Consider the following 19,287-nt stretch of genomic DNA (forward strand, 5'->3'; position numbering starts at 1 on the left):
ATGGCGCCCGCCTAGACCGGCCCGTTGCGCAGCATGATGCTTGTCTGCACCAGTTGTCGCAGCCGCGAGCGCGTCGCGGCGGGCAAGGCCGTGCGCGCGATGCGCACGCCCGTGTCGCCAGCGCCGTGCGCCTCGGCATATGCCTTGCCGAACAGGTCGAACTGCGCCGGTCCCAGTTCCGCCATCTTGTTCGCCTGGCCCGCTTCGCCATGCAACAGCAGCGCCACGCGCACGCCGGCCACGCGCTTCCAGTGCGTGCGGCGATACAAATCGCGCTGGCGCGCGGCCGCATCCTCACCCACCAGCACCAGCGCCGCATCGAAGGCGTCGAGCGCGCTGGCGTTGACATAGCGGTTCGCCACGCCGTCGGGCGGCATATCCGTGTCGAGGCCATACAGCACCTGAAAACCATCGACGCCACGGATGATGGCGTCCGCCCCCCAGCCGTTCGCGCCACGGTATTTGCAGCGCAACTCGCCCTCGCCATCGGCGCCCTGCGCCACATAGAAAATGCTCCAGCCCCGCTGCGCCTGCGTTTGCGCGGCCCCCACGCCGAAGCCCGCACAATTGAGCACGGAACCGTCGCCACCCTCTTCCTTGCCGGCGCCGTAGTAGCGCAGGGCCAGCACATCGCTGCCATGCAGGGCGTCGGGCAGCGCGCCGCTGATGCCCTCGCTGTTCTTGCCCAGGCTGTGCGCGTCGAGGCCGGCGATATTCGCGCTGTCGTGCGCGGCATGGGCGACGGGCGCGGCGCTGCTGTCCCAATTTACATAGGCCGTCTGGCGCACGGCGCGGGTGATGGTGTCGAGCGCATAGCGGCCGTTGTCGTCCAGGCGCGCACTGGAGGACTGGTCGCCATAACTGCCGCTGGCCGCCAGCAGCACGCTATTGGCCGCCAGCATCAACAGCGCGCCCAGCGACAGGGCCACCAGCAATTCGAGCAGGCTCATGCCACGATGCCGGCGCAAGCGGGCGTGCATGCCGTTCATGCGCCGCCTCCGCCCAACTGGAATGTCAGCCTGGGCAGCGACTCGCCTGCCGCATTCACGGCGGGCGAACCATCGGGCTGTCGGCCACGCCAGCCCAGCTTGATGACGATGGGTGCGCCCTTGCCGCCGCTGCACGCCCACTGCAAGCCTTGGGCGGCGGCATCCCAGGCGGGCGCGTCGCGGCAGATATGCAGGCGTGCGCCGGGCAAGGCCGATTGCAGCTGCTGTTTCCATTCGGCGATATCGAATTGCGCCAGTTCGGCCGCGCTGCAGGCGCCAGCACCAAAACAGTCGGGCGCGCCGCCTGCTTCGGCGTCGTCCGCCGCCGCATAGGCCACGTTCAGGTAGGGATTGCCCGTATCGGGGCCATTCATAAGCACGCTGTTCGCGCGCATGCGTTCGGCCATGCCGGCGGCGAGTTGCACGCCCGCCGACAACAGCGCCGACTCGTGGCGCGCGCGCAGGGAATGCAGTTGCAGGATGCTGGCGCCCAGCAAGCCCAGCGCCAACAGCAACAGCGACACCAGCACCTCGACAAGGCTGCTGCCACCCGCAGGAAACATAGTGCGACCGCCATTGCGCATGCGCTACTCCCTTCCGCAGACAGAGTCGCAAGAACAGGCGGCCCAGCTACACGATAGGCGCGCGCAAAAAAACGGGTCTGCGCTGGCGCAAACAGCACGGCGATAAGGTGAGAAGAACAGCGTTGGGATTGATCAGACCGCTTGCCAGGCGAACGCTGGCGTGGTGCACACGGGGCGCAGAACCGGCCCCGTTTTCAAGTTTTCAATAAGGTGAGCGTCAGGGCTTGCTGCGCGCCTGTCCCACTTCGGCGATCGCATCCTGGAACTCGGCCAGGTCTTCGAAATTCTTGTAGACGGAGGCGAAGCGGATGTAGGCGATCTTGTCGAGGCGCTTGAGTTCCTGCATGACGAGTTCGCCGATATAGCCGGAATCGACTTCGCGCAAGCCGCTGGTCAGCAGTTTTTCCTGGATGGAGGCGATGGCCGTATCCACGGAGGCGGCCGCGACGGGACGCTTGCGCAAGGCCAGCATCAAACTGCCGCGCAACTTATCCGCAGCGAACTCCGTCCGGCTGCCATTCTTTTTGACGACGGCCGGCATGATAAGTTCAATGCGCTCGTACGTGGTAAACCGCTTGTCGCATTTGCCGCAACGGCGGCGGCGCCGAATGGCATCCCCTTCCTCCGATACGCGCGTATCGAGAACCTGGGTGTCGCCGTGCTGGCAAAATGGACATTTCATGGGCTGGCTACAACTTTATAGTAATAATTACGGGAAATCGCCGCCCTTGTACAAAGGGCGCCCGAATCACTCCGGGCGCCCTTGGGCACGAAGGAATGTGTCATACAGAATCTTACTCTGTATGACACATTCTGGACAAATAATTATGCGTACACTGGATGCGCGTCGGCCAGCACTTTCACGGCCGCTTTCACGCGCTCGATGGTGGCGGCGTCATGCGGATTGTCCAGCACGTCGGCGATCAGGTTGCCCACTTCTTCCGCTTGCGCTTCCTTGAAACCGCGCGTCGTCATCGCCGGGCTGCCCAGGCGGATGCCCGAGGTGACGAAAGGTTTTTGCGGGTCGTTCGGGATGCCGTTCTTGTTGCAGGTGATGTGCGCGGAACCGAGGATGGCTTCGGCTTCCTTGCCCGTCAGGTTCTTGGCGCGCAGGTCGACCAGCATGACGTGCGATTCGGTGCCGCCGGAAACGATGCGCAGGCCGCGCTTGATCAGGGTTTTCGCCAGCACGTCGGCGTTCTTGACCACTTGCTTCTGGTATTCGACGAATTCCGGGCTCAGCGCCTCCTTGAAGGCGACGGCCTTGCCGGCGATCACGTGCATCAGCGGGCCGCCCTGGATGCCGGGGAAGATGGCCGAGTTGATGGCTTTTTCGTGCTCAGCCTTCATCAGGATGATGCCGCCGCGCGGGCCGCGCAAGGATTTGTGCGTGGTCGAGGTGACGAAGTCGGCGAATGGCACCGGATTCGGGTACAGGCCGGCGGCGATCAGGCCGGCGTAGTGGGCCATGTCGACCATGAAGTAGGCGCCCACTTCCTTGGCGATCTTGCCGAAACGCTCGAAGTCGATCTTTTTCGAGAAGGCCGACGCGCCGGCGATGATCAGCTTCGGCTTGCGTTCACGGGCCAGACGTTCCATTGCCTCGTAATCGATGTCTTCTTCCGCCGTCAAGCCATACGACACGACGTCAAACCATTTGCCGGACATGTTCAGCGGCATGCCGTGGGTCAGGTGGCCGCCTTCGGCCAGCGACATACCCATGATCAGGTCGCCTGGTTTCAGCACGGCAAAGAACACGCCCTGGTTCGCCTGCGAGCCGGAGTTCGGCTGCACGTTCGCGCATTCGGCGCCGAACAGTTTTTTCACGCGGTCGATGGCCAGTTGCTCGGCGATGTCGACGAATTCGCAGCCACCGTAGTAACGCTTGCCTGGATAACCTTCGGCATATTTATTCGTCAGCTGCGAGCCTTGCGCTTCCATTACGGCTGGCGACGTGTAGTTCTCCGACGCGATCAGTTCGATGTGGTCGTGCTGGCGCGTGTTCTCTTTTTGAATGACGGCGAACAATTCAGGATCGACGTTGGCGAGGGTGTGATCTTTTGCAAACATGTAAAAACTCCAAGTATGAGGGTGCTTGTACTGGCAGGTTGGATCGAATGAGGGGAGCCGGCGTTAAGTGAATAACAACATTGGACAGGCAGCCTCTTCGTGCTTTTCCATAGTGGCTACCCAGGCGAACGGCTGATGAAAAATCTCACGTTTCCCGGTGGGTGCCCACCTTTCGCCGGTTTGCCGATCGCCATCCATGGAGATCGCCCGACTTTTCGCCAGTCACGTGAGACGTAATGGAAATCAAATTGTAAGTTAAGTGCCCAAATTGAGCAAGGAATGCAACCGTGCGGCTATAATCGCCGCGCGCCATCGCAGCCCGGGCATGGGCACAGGCCGCCCCGCAGCGTGCCTGCGGCTCTTAAGCTGAACGTAAACCTGGCTGCGGCATGTAAGCGTATGTTACGAAGCTTGCCATTGTGCCCCCCGGATTTACAATGCTGCGGTGCAACTTATATGCAGCTTTTGCATGGCTTTCCAGCAAGCGCCCACAGTCACAAGAAGAAAAATCGCGTAAAATGTTGCTCAATCTCACTACTGGCGCAATAAACATGCCTTCAGTCTTTACCTGGAACGTACGTGTCTACTATGAAGACACCGACGCCGGCGGCATCGTCTATTACGCAAATTACCTGAAATTCTTCGAACGCGCGCGTACCGAATGGCTGCGCGCCATCGACGTGGGCCAGCAGGAATTGCTGGAACAACACGACGCGATGTTCGTTGTCAAAAGCGTCAACGCCGACTATCATGCGCCAGCCAGGCTCGATGACACGGTAAGATTAACCTTAAGCATAGAAAAAATGGGGCGCGCCTCCATCGTTTTCCTGCAACAAGCCTGGTGCGGCGACCGCCTGCTGAACACGGCCCGCGTCAAGATCGGCTGCGTCGACTCGGCACTGCGCCCGCGCGCCGTGCCTGATGCAGTGGCAGCCCGCATGCGCGCCGCCTGAGCCCTACCCGCCACCCCCCGGACAATTCACCCAACAGACTGCCAGCCAATGAACGTTACACAAGATCTTTCTTTCCTCGCGCTCATCTCCAATGCCCATTTGATCGTGCAACTGATCATGGCCCTGCTGCTGCTGATTTCCCTGACCAGCTGGACTTACATTTTCCGCAAGATGTTTGCCGTGCGCCAGGCGCGCAAGCAAACCATCGAATTTGAACGCAGCTTCTGGGCCGGCGGCAACCTGCATGCGCTGCATCAAAGCGCCAGCGGCAACCGCGACCAGAGCGGCGCGCTGGCCCGCATCTTCGATGCCGGCATGGGCGAATTCATCAAGGGCAAGGCATCCTACGGTTCGCGCGAAGCGCTGGACGTGGGCGCCGTGCTCGACGGCGCACGCCGCGCCATGCGCGCCGCCTTCCAGCGCGAAATGGACGTGCTCGAATCGCACCTGGCCTTCCTCGCTTCCGTCGGTTCCGTCTCGCCCTACATCGGCCTGCTGGGCACCGTGTGGGGCATCATGAACGCCTTCCGCGGCCTGGCCAACGTGCAGCAAGCTACCCTGGCTGCCGTCGCGCCCGGCATTGCCGAAGCGCTCATCGCCACCGCCATCGGCCTGTTCGCGGCCATTCCCGCCGTCGTCGCCTACAACCGTTTTTCGCATGACATCGACCGCCTGGCGATCCGCTTCGAAAGCTTCGTCGAGGAATTCTCCAACATCTTGCAGCGCCAGTCGCGCTAAAAGGGAGCAGCGTCCATGGGTTCCTCATTCAATAGCGGCGGCATGCGCGGCGGCCGTGGCCGCAAGTTCAAGTCCGAAATCAACGTCGTGCCGTATATCGACGTGATGCTGGTGCTGCTGATCATTTTCATGGTGATGCCATCGTCGAACAATCCCAGCGTGGTGAACCTGCCCAACGCGGAAAGGTCGGCGAAACCGCCCGATGACTATATTCAGATCGTGCTGAAACCAAATGGTTCGCTGTCGATCGGCGTCATCGGCAAGGAACAGCTGTCGCCGGAAACGGAACCGAACCGCGACGCCCTGCTGCGCAAGCTGCGCGGCTTACACGAGAGCAATCCCGACTATCCCGTGATGATTGCGGGCGACAAGGAAAGCAAGTACGACGATGTGATCCAGCTCATATCGGAAGCGAAAAAGATGGGCATTACCAGAGTCGGCCTGGCCACCAAGTAAGCGCATTACCCTGTTTCCAGACTTGACCGTTTTTAGATAGACTAGACTTTGCAGACCAAACAAATCGACCATGTACTCGGCAAGCCCTATAGCGTGCCGCGCGAACGCAGCCGCTGGCCCTCGCTGGGCCTGGCGCTGGCGATGCACCTTGGCCTGCTGTTTTTCCTGTGGGTGGGCGTACACTGGCAAAATACGGAACCTGTCGCCGTCGAAGCGGAAGTATGGGACCTGAAAGTGCAGACGGCCGCGCCGCCACCCGAGGTGGCGACGGAACCGGAGCCGACACCGGCGCCGCCGCAACCGCAAGTGGAGCAACCGGCTCCGCCGCCACCGCCGCCGGTGGCAGCGCCCGAGCCGAAGGTTGACCTGCGCGAGGCGGAGATCGCCCTGGAGCGCAAGAAGGCCAAGCTGAAGGAAGAAAAAGACAAAGCGGCAGCGGAAGAACGCCGCAAGCAGGAATTGAAGGAACGCGAGGAAGAAAAGCGCGAACTGGAAAAACAGAAGCAGAAAGAAAAAGACAAGGCTGCCAAGCTGGAGAAAGAAAAAGCAGAAAAGGCCGACAAGCTGGAGAAAGCCAAGGAAGCCAAAGAGAAAGCGGCGGAAGAAAAAGCCGAGAAAGAACTGGCCGATAAAAAAGCCGCGGCCGAAAAAGCCGCCAAGGCCAAGAAAGCGGCGGAAGAGAACAAAGCCGCCGACAAGGCGCGCGCCGCGGAAATGAGCCGCATCACGGGTGCGGCGGGCGCCGGCACAACGGGCACGGCCGCGAAAGCGACCGCGCCACGCAAGGACAGCGGCTATGTCGCTGCCCTGACGAGCAAGATCAAGAGCAATATCGCGTACAGCGGTAGCACGGACGTGCCGGGCAACCCGCGCGCCGTGTTCAAGATCGAGCAACTGCCAACTGGGGAAATTATTTCGGTCCGAAAGATTAAAAGCAGCGGTCTGCCGGCGTATGACAGCTCGGTGGAAAACGCCATTAATAAATCGTCGCCACTGCCGAAGAAAAAAGACGGCACCGTGGAACGCGAGATTGAACTCATATTCGAGATGAAGGATTTGCCTAAATGATGACCATGAAAAAAATGAGCTATGTCGTGCTCTGTGCCGGCCTGATGCTGGGAGCCTCCGGCGCCCAGGCGCAGCTGCGCGTGGAGATTACAGGGATCGGCAGCAACCAGATCCCGGTAGCTGTCGCCAGCTTTGTCAATGAATCGGCGGCGCCGCAATCGCTGTCCGGCATCATCAAGGCCGACCTGGCGCGCAGCGGCGTGTTCAAGCTGATCGACGCCGATGCGCCCGTATCGGAAACGGCCCCCGTCAGCTACGACCAATGGAAGTCGCGCGGCGCCGACGCGCTGGCGGCCGGCAGCGTGCAAAGCATGGCCGATGGCCGCCTGGACGTGCGCTACAAGCTGTTCGACACCATCAAGGGCGCGCAGATCTCGAGCATGAACAATGCGGCCGCGCCGCAGTTCAACCGCCTGCTGGCGCACAAGATCGCCGATGACATCTATGAGAAGTTGACGGGCACGAAAGGCGCGTTCGCCACGCGCATCGCCTACGTCACGCAATCGGGCCGCGAATACCGCCTGGAAATCGCCGACGCCGATGGCGAAGGCATCCAGGTCGCCCTGCGCTCGAACGAGCCGATCATTTCGCCATCGTGGTCGCCGGATGGCACCAAGGTGGCGTATGTCTCGTTTGAAAAGAAAAAACCGATTGTCTACGTGCAAAACCTGGTGACACGCCAGCGCACCATCGTATCGAATGAAAAAGGCAGCAATTCGGCACCCAGCTGGAGCCCGGACGGCGCACGCCTGGCAGTGGCCCTGTCGCGCGATGGCCATACCCAGGTCTACACCGTCAATGCCGACGGCAGCGGCTTGCGCCGCGTCAGCAACAGCAGCGGCATCGATACGGAACCCCAATTCTCGGCCGATGGCCAAAGCATTTACTTCACCAGCGATCGCAGCGGCGGACCACAAATCTACCGCATGTCGGTCAGCGGTGGCGACGCCAAGCGCGTGACGTTTGGCGGCTCCTACAACATCAGCCCGCGGATTTCGTCCGACGGGAAGACTCTCGCTTATATTTCCCGTCGCGACGGCAATTTCCAGCTCTACGCGCTCGACCTGGCTAGTGGTCAGGAACTGCGTCTGTCGGACACCGCCAACGACGAATCACCGAGCTTTTCGCCCAACGGGAAATATATCATGTACGCGACCGAATCCGGACGACGCAAGTCGCTGGCAGTGGTATCGGTGGATGGCCGCGTCAAACAGCGTTTGACTACGCAAGCTGGCAATATCAAGGAGCCCACCTGGGGTCCTTTCATGAAGTAAATGCTGTACAGTTTCACCTTTAACCATGACCCGGAGAATAAAAATGAGTAACTTTAAAAGCTTGGCTTTCATCGCCGCTACCGCAGCCCTGCTGTCCGCCTGCAGCACCCCAGTCAAAGTCGCAGAAACCCCAGTGGTTGAGCGCGCTCCTGAAAAAGTCGTCGCTCCAGTTGACACCCGTCAAGTTCAGCCAGTAACGACCGCATCGGTCGATCCACTGGACGATCCAAAAGGCGTGCTGGCTAACCGCAGCATCTACTTCGACTTCGACAAATACGTCGTACGCGAAGCAGACACCGCAGTCGTGCAAAACCACGCTGGCTACCTGGTGAAAACGCCTAGCCGCAAGATCCTGATCCAAGGTAACACCGATGAACGCGGTGGCGCTGAGTACAATCTGGCCCTGGGCCAGAAACGTGCTGAAGCCGTGCGCAAGTCGATGGCCGCCCTGGGCGTGCCAGAAGGCCAAATGGAAGCCGTGTCGCTGGGCAAAGAAAAGCCTAAAGCTCAAGGCAGCAACGAAGCAGCATGGGCAGAAAACCGCCGCGCTGACATCGTTTATTGATGTTCACGGGTGAGCGCTGCAGCATTGACGCTTACCTAACTGGCCAGTCATAGGCATAATAATGGGGCGCAGCGCGGTGATTCACCGCCCGGCGCCCCGTTTGCATGTTTTGCGTAACCTTTGAAAGCCCGACCCATGATGACATTCTCGAAAGCCGGCGTCGCCGCCGCCTTGATGGCCGCGTTTGCCTACCTGCCCCTGCACGCCAACGCCGCCCTGTTCGACGACGACGAAGCGCGCAAGGCCATCCTGGAGCTGCGCGCCAAGGTCGACGCCATGGCACGCGACCTGAACAGCCGCATCGACACCAAGGCGGACAAGACCAGCACCTTGAGCCTGCTCAACCAGCACGACCAGACCATGCAAGAGATCGCCCGCCTGCGCGGCCAGATCGAAGTGCTGGGCAACGACCTGACGAATGTGCAAAAGCGCCAGAAGGATTTCTACACCGACATCGACGCGCGCCTGCGCAAGCTCGAGCCGCGCCAGGTCACCATTGATGGCCAGGAAGCGGCCGTGGGCGTCTCCGAGCAAAGCTCGTACGAGTCGGCATTCGGCCTGTTCAAGTCGGGCGACTACAAGGGCGCCGTCACGGCCCTGGACGCCTTCGTGAAACGCTACCCGGAATCGGCCTACGCGGCCAACGCACAATACTGGCTGGGCAACGCCTATTACGCCCAGCGCGACTGCAAGAGCGCCATCACGGCCCAGCAGGCAGTGCTGAAACACTACCCGGACAGCCCAAAGGCGCCCGACGCCATGCTCAACATCGCCAGCTGCTACACGGAGCTGAAAGACAAGCCGAACGCGACCAAGACCCTGAACGCCCTGATCTCGCGCTACCCGGAGTCCAGCGCGGCGCAAGCGGCCAAGGAACGGGCCGGTAAAAAGTAAAACCGGGGAAAAAGTTGCCCGTTAGGTTTGACAGAATCCCGGGCACGCCCTATAATCTTTCTTCTTCGGGTCGTTAGCTCAGCTGGTAGAGCAGCGGACTTTTAATCCGTTGGTCGCAGGTTCGAATCCCGCACGGCCTACCACGAATACGCAGTACTGATCTGCTTGCGAGTTGTACTAGCAAGCATTTTTTTACAGCACAGTGTTACCGAAGTTGTTGTAAAAAGTTTTTGGGTCGTTAGCTCAGCTGGTAGAGCAGCGGACTTTTAATCCGTTGGTCGCAGGTTCGAATCCCGCACGGCCTACCAAATACTATGAAGAAGCCAACCGTTCGCGGTTGGCTTTTTTGTTTTCAGCAGCATCACTTGCGCAGGATGCCATTCCTGACACAAATCAAACGCCTCATCACCTGCGATACAGCTTTGTCGGACTGCCGTATAATCAGACCATCATGAGCACCATCCTACCCTCGACCACGTCCGAATTTGAGACAACGGAAGCCGCCGAAACCTATGACCACTGGTTTCGCGCCAAGGTATTGTCGTCACTGAATGATGACCGCCCTGCCCGCCCACATGGCACTGTCATGGCGCAACTGAAAAAAATCGTCGCAGCCGGGCCTGATGACCATGCTGCCGATTCAATGGAAGGTTGAAGCGCAGGAAGATTTGACCGCGATACTCACGTATATCGCGCAGCGCAACCAGCCGGCGGCGTTGCAGCTTTACAATGACATCGACCACGCCATCTCCCGACTTCCCTGCCACCCTCACCTATACCGGCCCGGAAGAGTTTCAGGTACGCGCGAAATGCTTGCCCATCCAAACTATGTCGTCGTGTATCGCGTTGAAGCAAGCGCGATAGAAATTCTTGCCGTCATGCATACACGGCAACTATATCCTTAAGCCCCTTCTCCCGGCATATCGGAAAACAGTCCTTAACGCGACACCAACGCCGGCCTCCCGGCCAGATGCGCCACCACGCCACCCATCACCCGCCCCAGCGGCACCTCCACCCAGCGGTGAAACGCGGCCCCGGCCACCAGGCTGGCACCCCAGGCGGTCAGCATGCCCAGCGCCTGCCAGGCCGGCTCCAATGGAACATAGGAGGTAAACAAGGCATTCACCAGCAGGCTGACAGGGAAGTGCACGAGGAATACGGCATACGAGATGCGCCCCAGGGCGTTGATGATGTTCCAGGCGCCGCCCTGCGCGGGCGTGCGGGCGCGGCCAAACAGGAACAGGGCGCAGGCGACGATCAGCGCCAGCGCGATGCGGCTGCGGTAATCGACGGCCAGGGCCAGCAGGACGGGTACGGCGGCCATGACCATGAGCGCGGTCATGGCACCGGGCTTGCGCCTGGGGTCGCTGGCCCACCAGGCCATGAGTCCCAGGCCATAGCTGCCGAAGAAATACGGCGCCCAATTGTCCCAGCCCGCATCGAGATTGAAATACAGCAAGGAAAAGGTGATGCCCACGGTGACGGCCAGCGGCATCAGCCAGTGTCCGCGCCGCTGGCCCGCCAGGCGGCCGCCCAGCCACAGCAGCGATACCGTCAGCAGGTACAGCTGGAAATCGATGGCCACGTACCAGGCGCCGGCCGACAGCGATTCATAGCCCAGCACGCCATGCAGCAGCAAGGCATGGGCGCTCAGCTGGCCCAGGGTAACGGCGGCCGACATGGAATCGTGCAGCATCCAGATGCCGGCCACGGGTGTAATGATGGCGGCGAGCAAGGTGGCGGCCAGGAAAGGCGGCGCCAGCTTGGCATAGCGGCGCCAGACGGCTTGCAAGGGGGTGGCGATGCCGGGACGACCGGCGGGAGAGAGGGATTTGGCGACCAGGAAGCCGCCGATGACGAGAAACACTTGCACGGCGATGCGCGCGCTGCCGCCCAGCCAGTCCAGCAACTCGGGCCACAGGGGGCGCACGTAATCGGACATGGGGCCGTAAAACGCCAGGTGATGCAACACGATCAACTGCGCCGCGCCCGCCTTTAAACCATTGATCCAGCCAAACTGCGGACGACTTGCCAGGTCCGCCCGTGATACCGCTGCTGCTACCGTCATTCCCATCCCTTGCCATGCCAGGCAGTGTCGCCAGCCCTTCGCGCAACAGGCGCGCGGCCGAGGATTTACCGAAAGGCCGACATCATAGCCGAGCCTGGCAAATGGCGGGGCACGGCAGGCGGCTAAGCCGCCGGCTTTTCCGCTTCCGGCGGCCCGGACGCCAAGGGCTGCTGCGCCAGAATGGCGTCCAGCAAGCCGGGGAAACGGCTCTCGATATCGGCGCGGCGCAGGGTGTTCATGTGCGTCGTGCCCGCGTTTTCCGTGTAGACCAGGCCCGCTTCGCGCAAGACCTTGAAATGGTGGGAGACAGTCGACTTCGGCCGCCCGCCATCGAGGTCGCCGCAGGCGGCCGCGTCCACTCTGGCCAGGTGGCGCACGATGTCGAGGCGAATGGAATCGCTCAAGGCGTAGAGTACGCGTTCGAGGACGAATTCGCTGGCGGGAGGATGTTTGTGTGGACGCATGAGCAGAATCATACAGCATGCGCTATACTAATTCCATTCTTCGAATATTTACGAACTACCGAATCAGCATTTCCCTACTTTTCCATCAACATACACAAAGGCCACCATGTCCGCCCTCTTCCAGCCCTACACCCTCAAAGACATCACCCTGCGCAACCGCATCGCCGTGCCGCCCATGTGCCAGTACATGGCCGTCGATGGCCAGGCCAATGACTGGCATCTGTCGCACTATGCGGGGATGGCCCGTGGCGGCGCGGGCCTGGTGATTGTCGAAGCGACGGCCGTGGCGCCGGAAGGCCGCATCACGCCCGGCTGCACGGGCATCTGGAACGATGACTTGGCGCAAGCCTTCGTGCCTGTCGTGAAAGCCATCAAGGCGGCCGGCTCCGTGCCCGGCATCCAGATCGCCCACGCAGGCCGCAAGGCCAGCGCCAACCGACCATGGGAAGGCGACGACCATATTCTTGACGGCGACGCGCGCGGCTGGCAAACCATCGCCCCGTCCGCCATCGCCTTTGGCGGCGGCCTGCCGAAAGTGCCGCGCGCCATGGACCTCGACGATATCGCCCGCGTGCAACAGAACTTCGTCGACGCGGCCATTCGCGCGCGTGAAGTGGGCTTCGAATGGCTGGAACTGCACTTCGCCCACGGCTACCTGGCGCAAAGCTTTTTCTCGTCCCACGCGAACCAGCGCGACGACATCTATGGCGGCAGCGTGGAAAACCGCAGCCGCTTCCTGTTGGAAACATTGAAAGCCGTGCGTGCCGTATGGCCCGAGCACCTGCCGCTGACGATCCGCTTCGGCGTGCTGGAATTCGACGGCCGCGACGAACAAACCCTGCTCGAATCGATCGGCCTGGTGCGCCAGTTCAAGGATGCGGGCATGGATATGCTCAGCGTCAGCATGGGTTTTACCATTCCCGACGTGTCGATTCCGTGGGGTCCGGCCTTCATGGGGCCGATCGCCGAGCGCGTACGCCGCGAAGCGGGTGTTCCTGTCTCGTCCGCCTGGGGCTTCGGCACGCCAGCGATTGCCGAGCGCGTCGTCAAGGAAGAACAGCTGGACGTGGTCATGGTCGGCAAGGCGCACCTGGCCAATCCGCATTGGGCATACTTTGCCGCCAAGGAACTCGGCGTGGAACGCGCCTCGTGGACCCTGCCGGCGCCGTACGCGCACTGGCTCGAACGCTATTGATCATCGTTGACCGTTGCCGGATGCCCCTCCAGGGGCAGTTCCGGCAGGAACAGCAGGAAGACCAGTCCCACTAGCAGCAGCACGGCGCCGGCACCAAACACGCTGGCGATCGCATGGCGGTACACTTCCACCGTCTGCGCCGCCGCATGCGCGCCCAGCGCCGAGACGGCTTCCACGCCATGTTGCTGCAGCTGGTGCGCCAGGATGGCGCCGGACGCCGTCACGCCCAGCAAGCCGCCCAGCGAGCGGAAAAAGGCCAGCATGGCCGTGCCCACGCCGCGGCGCGCCAGGGGCAAGGCATTTTGCACGGCTATCGTCATGTTCGGCATCACCAGTCCCAGCCCCGTGCCGAGGAGGAAGATGGCCGGCTCGATGATCCAGTAACCGCGCGACGTTGCCATGGCCCAGGCCAGCACGGCAAACGCCACCACTGCCACGGCCAATCCCGCCACCTGCACCATCTTGTACTTGCCCGAGCGCGACAGCACACGTCCGTTGAACATCGACGACGCCACCAGCCCCACCATCATCGCCACCGTCATCACGCCGGACTCCGCCGGACTGGTGCCCATCACCAGCTGAAAGAACAGGGGAAAGAAGACGCTGGCGCCCATCAAGCCCATGAAAGTCATGGCCATCACCAGACTGGCAATATTAAAGGTGCGGTTCTCGAACAGATCGGGCGGCAGCACGGGTTCATCCACCCTGCTCACGTGGAAGGCTAGCCAGATACCCAGCAGCACGGCAATGCCGCCGCACACCTTGATGGCCAAGGAATCCCACGGCCATTCCGTGCCGCCCAGCGCCAGCACCAGCAGGGCCGCCGTGATGGCGCCCGTCAGCAATGCCGACCCCAGGTAGTCGATCTTGTGCGCATGCGTGCGCGCGGGTTTGCGCATGGCGCGCGCAATGATGACAAAGGCCACCGCGCCGATGGGCAGGTTGACATAGAAAATCCAGTGCCACGACAAGGCATCCGTGATGACGCCGCCCAGCACGGGGCCCAGCACGCTGGTGACGGCATACACGATGGGCACCATGCCCTGCCGCTTGCCCCGTTCGGCCGGCGGCACGATGTCGCCAATAATGATTTGCGCCAGCGGCATGAAGCCGCCCGCACCCAGGCCCTGGATGGCGCGAAAAATGATCAGCTCCGTCATATTCTGCGCCAATCCACACAGCACGGAACCGAGCAAAAAGGTCAGCAGGGCCGTGAAGATCATGGGACGGCGGCCGTACTGGTCGGCCAGCTTGCCGTACAGGGGCATGGTGGCCGTCGAGGCCAGCACGTACGCCGTCACCACCCATGACAAGTGCGCCATGCCGCCCAGATCATCGACGATGCGCGGCAAGGCCGTGGCGACGATGCTCTGATCCAGCGCACCGAGGCCCAGCACGGCCATCAGGCCCAGATAGATGGCGCGCACTTCGCGTTCGGTGACGGGCTTCGCGGCGTCTTTTTCAGCGCCTGCGGCGTGATCGTGGCCGCTCATGCCTGGCCAATCTCAAGCAGGGGCTGCATGGCGGCGGCCAGCGCATCGATCTGCTGCGGCGACAAGCGGGCGATGCGCCGCGCCAGCGCATCGCGGCGGCGCGCGCGCAAGGTTTCGAGCATGCTCAAGCCTTGCGCGGACACCTGCAGGCCCGAGCGACGCCGGTCCTGCGGATCGGGCGCGCTGCGCTCGACCAGGCACGCTTCTTCGAGCGACTTGACCTGCGCGCTGACGGTGGGCCCGCGCACATTCTGCAGACGCGCCAGCGCGGCCACGCCGATGCCGGGCTGCTCATGGATCAGCGCCAGCAGCATGTACTGCATCATCGATACGCCACCCTCCAGCTCGCCCCCTTCACGCTGCATGGAGCGCAACAGGCGCTTGAACGCCAGGCGCAAGTCATCGGACAGCGCCAGCGCGCGTGCGGGAATGGGAAGGTCTTCGGTTGTAGGCATGGAATCAGATAAATAGGTAGGCTATCTACTTATATTAGACCGCGCATGAGGACCATGCAAGGCTTTTTTCCACCCCGGCCCTTCCCAAAACCGCCGTTGGCCGTCATAATAGCCGCCCTTGGGTCGTTAGCTCAGCTGGTAGAGCAGCGGACTTTTAATCCGTTGGTCGCAGGTTCGAATCCCGCACGGCCTACCAAGAATTTGCAGTCCGCTTGCATGCCTTCATGGCAAGCACGTACCGCACAGTATTACCGCAGTAAGTAGTCAAAGTTTTTGGGTCGTTAGCTCAGCTGGTAGAGCAGCGGACTTTTAATCCGTTGGTCGCAGGTTCGAATCCCGCACGGCCTACCAAATACTTCAGGAAAGCCCACGAATTTCGGTTCATGGGCTTTTTTGTGTCTGGTCGCTTCAAAAAACCTCCCACTCGCATCTAGACCTGCAAGACGTTTCAAGGCAACCACAATCGCAATGCCTTTCTGCCGCTGATGCTTAGTTCGATGGAACCGGTATAAAATCGAGCTTTGGCACAACTGGGAGGTTATATGTCGAAGGACGAAGAAGGCGCAACTGTGAGCCGTCAAACGGCTAAAGCTGCGCTCGATAACATTCGCCGCATGCTAAAAGGTGAGGTAGGGTTTCCTGCCCCAGTGGACGCTACAGGTGAGATGACGAAGGCTGCCGTTCCAGTTTTGCAGTCACCTCCGGAAGACCTCCCGTTCCATGGCACCTCAGAGCAAGTAATCGCAGGCTTCGAGGATGCTGCGAAGACGACTGCCGAGAACGTCCAATATTGGAGCGCACTTGAATTGATGGAACTGTTGGGCTATGGGTCCTGGCAAAGCTTTGAAGGCGTCATACAGCGTGCGTATATCGCCTGCAATCAAAGTGGACTCACCATCAATGAGCATTTTTCGGAGATAAGCGAAAACGTTAAAACTCAAGCAGGAGTAGAGTCGCGAATTCGCGATATCAAGGTTACCAGATACGGCGCATATTTGATTGCACAGAATGCCGACTCCAAGAAAAAACAGGTGGCGTTTGCTCAAACATATTTTGCGGTACAAACGCGCCGACAAGAACTACAAACAGATTATGATGAGCAGCTAATTGAACAACATCGCCGCCTGTCATTGCGCAATGACATTGCTGAGCACAATAAGGACTTGGCAGATGCCGCGAAAGACGCTGGTGTAGTTCAGCCAATGGAGTATGCAGCGTTCCAAAATGCTGGCTACCGAGGTCTATACAACGGACTGGATGCGGCGGGCATCAAAACTACCAAGCGACTCACCGGAAATGCGAAGATCTTAGATCACATGGGCAGCACGGAACTAGCGGCGAATCTTTTTCGGCTTACGCAAGCCGAGGACAAACTACGCCGCGAGGGGATAAAGGGAAAGTCTAACGCCAACGCTGCGCACTACGATGTGGGTCAAAAGGTGCGCAAGGCTATTGCGGACATTGGAGGCACTATGCCCGAGATGCTAGAAGTAGCAGAAGATATCAAGAAAGTTCAGCAACGTTTAGAAAATAAGAAAGCAGTAAAAGAATTGAAATGACATAGGAATCGGCGACAGGCAAACAGCACCACCAGCGATAGTTATGGGGACCGGAGTCAAGTCCGGCATTCGTACACGATTTCAGCCTTGACCACCTCTATCAACAGCAAGTTGCGCTTTATCAAACGCCGATATTGCTCGATTCACTGCCATTCCCTTCCCCATACCTCCCCGGCGTCACCCCCATCACCCGCTTGAACATGGCGATGAAGGCGCTGACGTTGTCGTAGCCCAGGTCCAGCGCAATCGTCGTCACGGGCTGGCCGGTGGCCAATAATTCCAGGGCGCGCAGGATGCGGGCGCGCTGGCGCCAGGCGGAGGGCGTAAAGCCCGTCTCGAGCGTAAAACGGCGGGCAAGGGTGCGCGGTGATACGCCGGCCCAGGCGGCCAGCGCTTCCACGCCCCGCTCGTCGGCCAGGTCATCGAGCACGGCGCGCGCCACACGCAACAGGCGCGGGTCCGTGGGCAGGGGCAAGCCGAAGGATTCGTGCGGCGCGGCGGCGATCTCGTCGAGGATCACGCCCGCTACCCTGATCTGCCGCGCGTCCAGCGCGCCCTCGTCCCAGGCGCTGGCGCGGCCCACCGCCTCGCGCAGCAAGCCCGAGACGCGCATCACGCAAGGCGCAGCGGGCAAGCTGCCGCAACTGGTCTCGTCCACATACACACTCCAGCCCGCAAACGGGCCATGCGAACGCAGCGCATGGACGTGATGGGGCGGCACCCACACGCAGTGGCTGGCCGGCACCACCCACTGCCCGCTATCGGCAGCAACGGAAAGCAAGCCCCGCATGGCGCCGAATAGCTGACCACTGGCATGACTGTGCGCCGCCGTCACCCGTTCCTGCGGCTGGGCAATGCGCATGGCACGCAGCGGCGACGGCGTCGAAGGCAAGATTGGCGGATTTGACGTATCGAATGACATAAACAACGCAGGCAAGACAATCCCGCCATCATACAGTGGAGTCTTTCCATCGTTCAGGAGTTCACCATGCGTGCAGAAGACGTATTAGCCGATCAACAAAACCAGGGCCAGTTCAATGGCGTCACCGTGCGCAAGGGAACGGTGGGAGCCTTCCTCGCCAATGCCAGGCTGTGGCTGGACGAGACCACCAGCGACGCCGAACGAGGCATCGCCGAGCGCGACATCCTCGACGCCTTGCCCGCCCTGCACGCGCTGGGACTGTTCGATATCCTGCAAGTGCGCGACCTTGCGCTGCGCGAACTGGTATCAGTTTCCGCAGCGCGACCGGGCTGACTCGTCCCCGGCGCGCATTTCCTCTATCATGCTGCTTTGCCCGCCTTCGCACCCGCCATGCCGTTTACCATTGCCACCTCCGTCCACAGCGAACTGATCATCAAGAAAAGCCGTTTCATCGGTTGCGTGCAGCCGATGACGGACCGCGCCAGCGCGCAGCAGGTGGTCAACGACTTGAAGGCGCAGCATCCGGGTGCATGCCATGTGTGCTGGGCCTTGCTGGCGGGCGGGCAGTCGGCGGCCGTTGATGATGGCGAACCGAGCGGCACGGCCGGGCGGCCCATGCTCGACGTGCTGCGCCACCAGGATCTGGAAGGCGTGCTGGCCACCGTCGTGCGCTACTTTGGCGGGATCAAGCTGGGCGCAGGCGGCCTGGTGCGTGCCTACACGGACAGCGTAGCGCAAGCGTTGTTGCAGGCGGAAAAGACGGCCATCGTGCGCCAGCGCACCTTGCGCTGCACGGTGCCGTACGCGATGGAAGGCATGCTGCGCCGCGAACTCGATGGCGCCGGTGCCACCTTGCTGAACGTGACACACGGCGACGCCGTGCTGTTCGACTTCAGCCTGCCTGAAACGGCGGCCACCGCGCTGCTGGCCCATCTGCATGAGGCGGGCAATGGCCGCATCGTCTGGCTTGACGCAGAGGACTGAGACTGAGACTGAGACTGAGACTGGCGCAGCTTATTGCACGCGGCGCACCTTGGGCGAGTTGTTCGTGCCTTCGATCTTCAGGAAGAAGGTGCCGATGAAATTGCGTTCGACCGTCACCTTGGGATTGTTCTGCGGCGCCAGCACGGCGGAGCTGCCATCGACGATGCGCCAGACCTGGCCATTGCTCAATTTGATCAATTCGTTGCCGCTCCAGCCATCGAACTTGCCGGCGATGCTGCTGCTGATCGACTTGTTTTCTTCCGGCTCGGCTGCCTTGGGCGCCTTGACCGTTTCCATGCCAAAGCTTTGCTCGCGCTGCTGCGCGGTCGGCACCGCAGTAACGGGGGCGATGGGCGCGGCGGCGCTCAGAGGAATGGCGTCATAGCATTTCACGCGGCTGGCGATATCGGCCAGCGAACGGCATTGCAACATGGCAGCATCATCGGCCAGGGCCGCGCCCGATACGAACAGCAGCAAAAAGAGAGCTTTCATCGAAATTCTTTCAAAATAAGAGAAGTTGCGCCAAGCATGCCGTTTGCCATGCATGCGGGAATGA

Annotated in this window: 23 protein-coding genes, 4 tRNA genes and 1 riboswitch; of the genes, 17 read left to right on the forward strand and 10 right to left on the reverse strand. The window is 61.1% G+C overall.

Annotation, left to right across the window (positions count from 1 at the left end; genetic code table 11):
* Window positions 1-11: 11 nt before the first annotated feature.
* The 4 genes from ACP7EG_RS26090 to glyA all read right to left on the reverse strand — a co-directional run bounded on the left by ACP7EG_RS26090 (window position 12) and on the right by glyA (window position 3,643).
* Window positions 12-989 carry a PilW family protein gene (locus tag ACP7EG_RS26090; protein WP_426089999.1) on the reverse strand — a complete coding sequence of 326 codons (978 nt, stop codon included), beginning with the start codon at window positions 987-989 and terminating at the stop codon, window positions 12-14.
* A complete protein-coding gene (pilV, locus tag ACP7EG_RS26095) occupies window positions 986-1,552 on the reverse strand; it encodes a type IV pilus modification protein PilV (protein ID WP_426090000.1) in 567 nt (188 codons plus the stop codon). Before pilV ends, ACP7EG_RS26090 begins: the two co-directional genes overlap by 4 nt.
* A gap of 238 nt (window positions 1,553-1,790) precedes the next feature.
* Entirely contained in the window at window positions 1,791-2,255 is a 465-nt protein-coding gene (gene nrdR / locus ACP7EG_RS26100; RefSeq protein WP_071078724.1) for a transcriptional regulator NrdR, read from the reverse strand.
* Between the two features lie 143 nt (window positions 2,256-2,398).
* Window positions 2,399-3,643 carry a serine hydroxymethyltransferase gene (gene glyA / locus ACP7EG_RS26105; RefSeq protein WP_426090001.1) on the reverse strand — a complete coding sequence of 415 codons (1,245 nt, stop codon included), beginning with the start codon at window positions 3,641-3,643 and terminating at the stop codon, window positions 2,399-2,401.
* Window positions 3,644-3,754: 111 nt separating this feature from the next.
* A riboswitch (ZMP/ZTP riboswitch) is annotated at window positions 3,755-3,879 on the reverse strand.
* Window positions 3,880-4,194: 315 nt separating this feature from the next.
* Between glyA and ybgC the strand changes: the two genes are divergently transcribed.
* The 11 genes from ybgC (at window position 4,195) to ACP7EG_RS26160 (ending at window position 10,496) form a co-directional block, all read left to right on the forward strand.
* Window positions 4,195-4,596 (forward strand): tol-pal system-associated acyl-CoA thioesterase, encoded by a 402-nt coding sequence (gene ybgC / locus ACP7EG_RS26110; protein WP_046682324.1) that lies wholly within the window; start codon window positions 4,195-4,197, stop codon window positions 4,594-4,596.
* Window positions 4,597-4,644: 48 nt separating this feature from the next.
* On the forward strand, window positions 4,645-5,334 hold the full coding sequence (tolQ, locus tag ACP7EG_RS26115; protein WP_071078726.1) for a protein TolQ: 690 nt from the start codon (window positions 4,645-4,647) through the stop codon (window positions 5,332-5,334).
* A 15-nt stretch (window positions 5,335-5,349) separates the two neighbouring features.
* A complete protein-coding gene (locus ACP7EG_RS26120) occupies window positions 5,350-5,790 on the forward strand; it encodes an ExbD/TolR family protein (RefSeq protein ID WP_242428498.1) in 441 nt (146 codons plus the stop codon).
* 48 nt (window positions 5,791-5,838) lie between these two features.
* Entirely contained in the window at window positions 5,839-6,858 is a 1,020-nt protein-coding gene (gene tolA / locus ACP7EG_RS26125; RefSeq protein ID WP_426090002.1) for a cell envelope integrity protein TolA, read from the forward strand.
* Between the two features lie 5 nt (window positions 6,859-6,863).
* Window positions 6,864-8,132, forward strand: a complete 1,269-nt coding sequence (tolB, locus tag ACP7EG_RS26130) for a Tol-Pal system beta propeller repeat protein TolB (protein ID WP_426090059.1) — start codon at window positions 6,864-6,866, stop codon at window positions 8,130-8,132.
* Window positions 8,133-8,175: 43 nt separating this feature from the next.
* Entirely contained in the window at window positions 8,176-8,697 is a 522-nt protein-coding gene (gene pal, locus ACP7EG_RS26135; protein ID WP_096234468.1) for a peptidoglycan-associated lipoprotein Pal, read from the forward strand.
* Window positions 8,698-8,832: 135 nt separating this feature from the next.
* Window positions 8,833-9,591: a tol-pal system protein YbgF gene (gene ybgF, locus ACP7EG_RS26140; RefSeq protein ID WP_426090003.1), complete on the forward strand. Its 759-nt coding sequence runs from the start codon at window positions 8,833-8,835 to the stop codon at window positions 9,589-9,591.
* 67 nt (window positions 9,592-9,658) lie between these two features.
* Window positions 9,659-9,734: transfer RNA gene (locus tag ACP7EG_RS26145), tRNA-Lys, on the forward strand.
* An 89-nt stretch (window positions 9,735-9,823) separates the two neighbouring features.
* A tRNA-Lys gene (locus tag ACP7EG_RS26150) sits at window positions 9,824-9,899 on the forward strand.
* A 143-nt stretch (window positions 9,900-10,042) separates the two neighbouring features.
* Window positions 10,043-10,246 carry a stability determinant gene (locus ACP7EG_RS26155; RefSeq protein ID WP_426090004.1) on the forward strand — a complete coding sequence of 68 codons (204 nt, stop codon included), beginning with the start codon at window positions 10,043-10,045 and terminating at the stop codon, window positions 10,244-10,246.
* The gene (locus ACP7EG_RS26160; RefSeq protein ID WP_426090005.1) at window positions 10,215-10,496 is read left to right on the forward strand and encodes a type II toxin-antitoxin system RelE/ParE family toxin; all 282 of its coding nucleotides are present in this window, start codon (window positions 10,215-10,217) and stop codon (window positions 10,494-10,496) included. Before ACP7EG_RS26155 ends, ACP7EG_RS26160 begins: the two co-directional genes overlap by 32 nt.
* A 32-nt stretch (window positions 10,497-10,528) precedes the next feature.
* Here the strand turns inward: ACP7EG_RS26160 and ACP7EG_RS26165 are convergent, their stop codons facing one another.
* Both ACP7EG_RS26165 and ACP7EG_RS26170 read right to left on the reverse strand, forming a co-directional pair.
* Window positions 10,529-11,659: an acyltransferase family protein gene (locus tag ACP7EG_RS26165; RefSeq protein WP_426090006.1), complete on the reverse strand. Its 1,131-nt coding sequence runs from the start codon at window positions 11,657-11,659 to the stop codon at window positions 10,529-10,531.
* Between the two features lie 122 nt (window positions 11,660-11,781).
* Window positions 11,782-12,123 (reverse strand): ArsR/SmtB family transcription factor, encoded by a 342-nt coding sequence (locus tag ACP7EG_RS26170; protein ID WP_071078827.1) that lies wholly within the window; start codon window positions 12,121-12,123, stop codon window positions 11,782-11,784.
* Between the two features lie 106 nt (window positions 12,124-12,229).
* Here ACP7EG_RS26170 and ACP7EG_RS26175 point away from each other — a divergent pair, with 106 nt between their 5' ends.
* Window positions 12,230-13,318, forward strand: coding sequence for an NADH:flavin oxidoreductase/NADH oxidase (locus ACP7EG_RS26175; RefSeq protein WP_426090007.1), 1,089 nt, complete (start codon window positions 12,230-12,232; stop codon window positions 13,316-13,318).
* Here the strand turns inward: ACP7EG_RS26175 and ACP7EG_RS26180 are convergent.
* Window positions 13,312-14,811, reverse strand: coding sequence for an MDR family MFS transporter (locus tag ACP7EG_RS26180; protein ID WP_426090008.1), 1,500 nt, complete (start codon window positions 14,809-14,811; stop codon window positions 13,312-13,314). The two genes, ACP7EG_RS26175 and ACP7EG_RS26180, sit on opposite strands and share 7 nt — an antisense overlap.
* Window positions 14,808-15,266, reverse strand: coding sequence for a MarR family winged helix-turn-helix transcriptional regulator (locus ACP7EG_RS26185; protein WP_426090009.1), 459 nt, complete (start codon window positions 15,264-15,266; stop codon window positions 14,808-14,810). Before ACP7EG_RS26185 ends, ACP7EG_RS26180 begins: the two co-directional genes overlap by 4 nt.
* A gap of 120 nt (window positions 15,267-15,386) precedes the next feature.
* Here ACP7EG_RS26185 and ACP7EG_RS26190 point away from each other — a divergent pair.
* The 3 genes from ACP7EG_RS26190 (at window position 15,387) to dinD (ending at window position 16,825) form a co-directional block, all read left to right on the forward strand.
* A tRNA-Lys gene (locus ACP7EG_RS26190) sits at window positions 15,387-15,462 on the forward strand.
* Window positions 15,463-15,541: 79 nt separating this feature from the next.
* Window positions 15,542-15,617: transfer RNA gene (locus ACP7EG_RS26195), tRNA-Lys, on the forward strand.
* Window positions 15,618-15,808: 191 nt separating this feature from the next.
* Window positions 15,809-16,825 carry a DNA damage-inducible protein D gene (gene dinD / locus ACP7EG_RS26200; RefSeq protein ID WP_426090010.1) on the forward strand — a complete coding sequence of 339 codons (1,017 nt, stop codon included), beginning with the start codon at window positions 15,809-15,811 and terminating at the stop codon, window positions 16,823-16,825.
* A 121-nt stretch (window positions 16,826-16,946) separates the two neighbouring features.
* Here dinD and ACP7EG_RS26205 read toward each other — a convergent pair whose 3' ends face one another.
* Window positions 16,947-17,747, reverse strand: coding sequence for an AraC family transcriptional regulator (locus ACP7EG_RS26205; RefSeq protein ID WP_426090011.1), 801 nt, complete (start codon window positions 17,745-17,747; stop codon window positions 16,947-16,949).
* A gap of 66 nt (window positions 17,748-17,813) precedes the next feature.
* Here ACP7EG_RS26205 and ACP7EG_RS26210 point away from each other — a divergent pair, with 66 nt between their 5' ends.
* Both ACP7EG_RS26210 and ACP7EG_RS26215 read left to right on the forward strand, forming a co-directional pair.
* The gene (locus ACP7EG_RS26210; RefSeq protein WP_426090012.1) at window positions 17,814-18,080 is read left to right on the forward strand and encodes a hypothetical protein; all 267 of its coding nucleotides are present in this window, start codon (window positions 17,814-17,816) and stop codon (window positions 18,078-18,080) included.
* A 57-nt stretch (window positions 18,081-18,137) separates the two neighbouring features.
* Complete coding sequence (locus ACP7EG_RS26215) at window positions 18,138-18,731, forward strand: IMPACT family protein (protein ID WP_096238354.1); 594 nt, start codon at window positions 18,138-18,140, stop codon at window positions 18,729-18,731.
* A 30-nt stretch (window positions 18,732-18,761) separates the two neighbouring features.
* On the opposite strand, the gene ACP7EG_RS26220 is transcribed toward ACP7EG_RS26215, so the two are convergent.
* Window positions 18,762-19,223, reverse strand: a complete 462-nt coding sequence (locus ACP7EG_RS26220) for a hypothetical protein (protein WP_426090013.1) — start codon at window positions 19,221-19,223, stop codon at window positions 18,762-18,764.
* Window positions 19,224-19,287 lie beyond the last annotated feature (64 nt).

The organism is Janthinobacterium sp. PSPC1-1 (genome assembly GCF_049897625.1).
Taxonomy (GTDB): Bacteria; Pseudomonadota; Gammaproteobacteria; order Burkholderiales; family Burkholderiaceae_D; genus Janthinobacterium; species Janthinobacterium tructae.

Excerpts from the sequence above, each read along its gene's own strand:
- ACP7EG_RS26090 (WP_426089999.1), bottom strand. The coding sequence starts at position 989 with ATGAACGGCATGCACGCCCGCTTGCGCCGGCATCGTGGCATGAGCCTG.
- pilV (WP_426090000.1), bottom strand. The coding sequence starts at position 1,552 with ATGTTTCCTGCGGGTGGCAGCAGCCTTGTCGAGGTGCTGGTGTCGCTG.
- nrdR (WP_071078724.1), bottom strand. The coding sequence starts at position 2,255 with ATGAAATGTCCATTTTGCCAGCACGGCGACACCCAGGTTCTCGATACG.
- glyA (WP_426090001.1), bottom strand. The coding sequence starts at position 3,643 with ATGTTTGCAAAAGATCACACCCTCGCCAACGTCGATCCTGAATTGTTC.
- ybgC (WP_046682324.1), top strand. The coding sequence starts at position 4,195 with ATGCCTTCAGTCTTTACCTGGAACGTACGTGTCTACTATGAAGACACC.
- tolQ (WP_071078726.1), top strand. The coding sequence starts at position 4,645 with ATGAACGTTACACAAGATCTTTCTTTCCTCGCGCTCATCTCCAATGCC.
- ACP7EG_RS26120 (WP_242428498.1), top strand. The coding sequence starts at position 5,350 with ATGGGTTCCTCATTCAATAGCGGCGGCATGCGCGGCGGCCGTGGCCGC.
- tolB (WP_426090059.1), top strand. The coding sequence starts at position 6,864 with ATGAAAAAAATGAGCTATGTCGTGCTCTGTGCCGGCCTGATGCTGGGA.
- pal (WP_096234468.1), top strand. The coding sequence starts at position 8,176 with ATGAGTAACTTTAAAAGCTTGGCTTTCATCGCCGCTACCGCAGCCCTG.
- ybgF (WP_426090003.1), top strand. The coding sequence starts at position 8,833 with ATGATGACATTCTCGAAAGCCGGCGTCGCCGCCGCCTTGATGGCCGCG.
- ACP7EG_RS26155 (WP_426090004.1), top strand. The coding sequence starts at position 10,043 with ATGAGCACCATCCTACCCTCGACCACGTCCGAATTTGAGACAACGGAA.
- ACP7EG_RS26160 (WP_426090005.1), top strand. The coding sequence starts at position 10,215 with ATGACCATGCTGCCGATTCAATGGAAGGTTGAAGCGCAGGAAGATTTG.
- ACP7EG_RS26165 (WP_426090006.1), bottom strand. The coding sequence starts at position 11,659 with ATGACGGTAGCAGCAGCGGTATCACGGGCGGACCTGGCAAGTCGTCCG.
- ACP7EG_RS26170 (WP_071078827.1), bottom strand. The coding sequence starts at position 12,123 with ATGCGTCCACACAAACATCCTCCCGCCAGCGAATTCGTCCTCGAACGC.
- ACP7EG_RS26175 (WP_426090007.1), top strand. The coding sequence starts at position 12,230 with ATGTCCGCCCTCTTCCAGCCCTACACCCTCAAAGACATCACCCTGCGC.
- ACP7EG_RS26180 (WP_426090008.1), bottom strand. The coding sequence starts at position 14,811 with ATGAGCGGCCACGATCACGCCGCAGGCGCTGAAAAAGACGCCGCGAAG.
- ACP7EG_RS26185 (WP_426090009.1), bottom strand. The coding sequence starts at position 15,266 with ATGCCTACAACCGAAGACCTTCCCATTCCCGCACGCGCGCTGGCGCTG.
- dinD (WP_426090010.1), top strand. The coding sequence starts at position 15,809 with ATGTCGAAGGACGAAGAAGGCGCAACTGTGAGCCGTCAAACGGCTAAA.
- ACP7EG_RS26205 (WP_426090011.1), bottom strand. The coding sequence starts at position 17,747 with ATGTCATTCGATACGTCAAATCCGCCAATCTTGCCTTCGACGCCGTCG.
- ACP7EG_RS26210 (WP_426090012.1), top strand. The coding sequence starts at position 17,814 with ATGCGTGCAGAAGACGTATTAGCCGATCAACAAAACCAGGGCCAGTTC.
- ACP7EG_RS26215 (WP_096238354.1), top strand. The coding sequence starts at position 18,138 with ATGCCGTTTACCATTGCCACCTCCGTCCACAGCGAACTGATCATCAAG.
- ACP7EG_RS26220 (WP_426090013.1), bottom strand. The coding sequence starts at position 19,223 with ATGAAAGCTCTCTTTTTGCTGCTGTTCGTATCGGGCGCGGCCCTGGCC.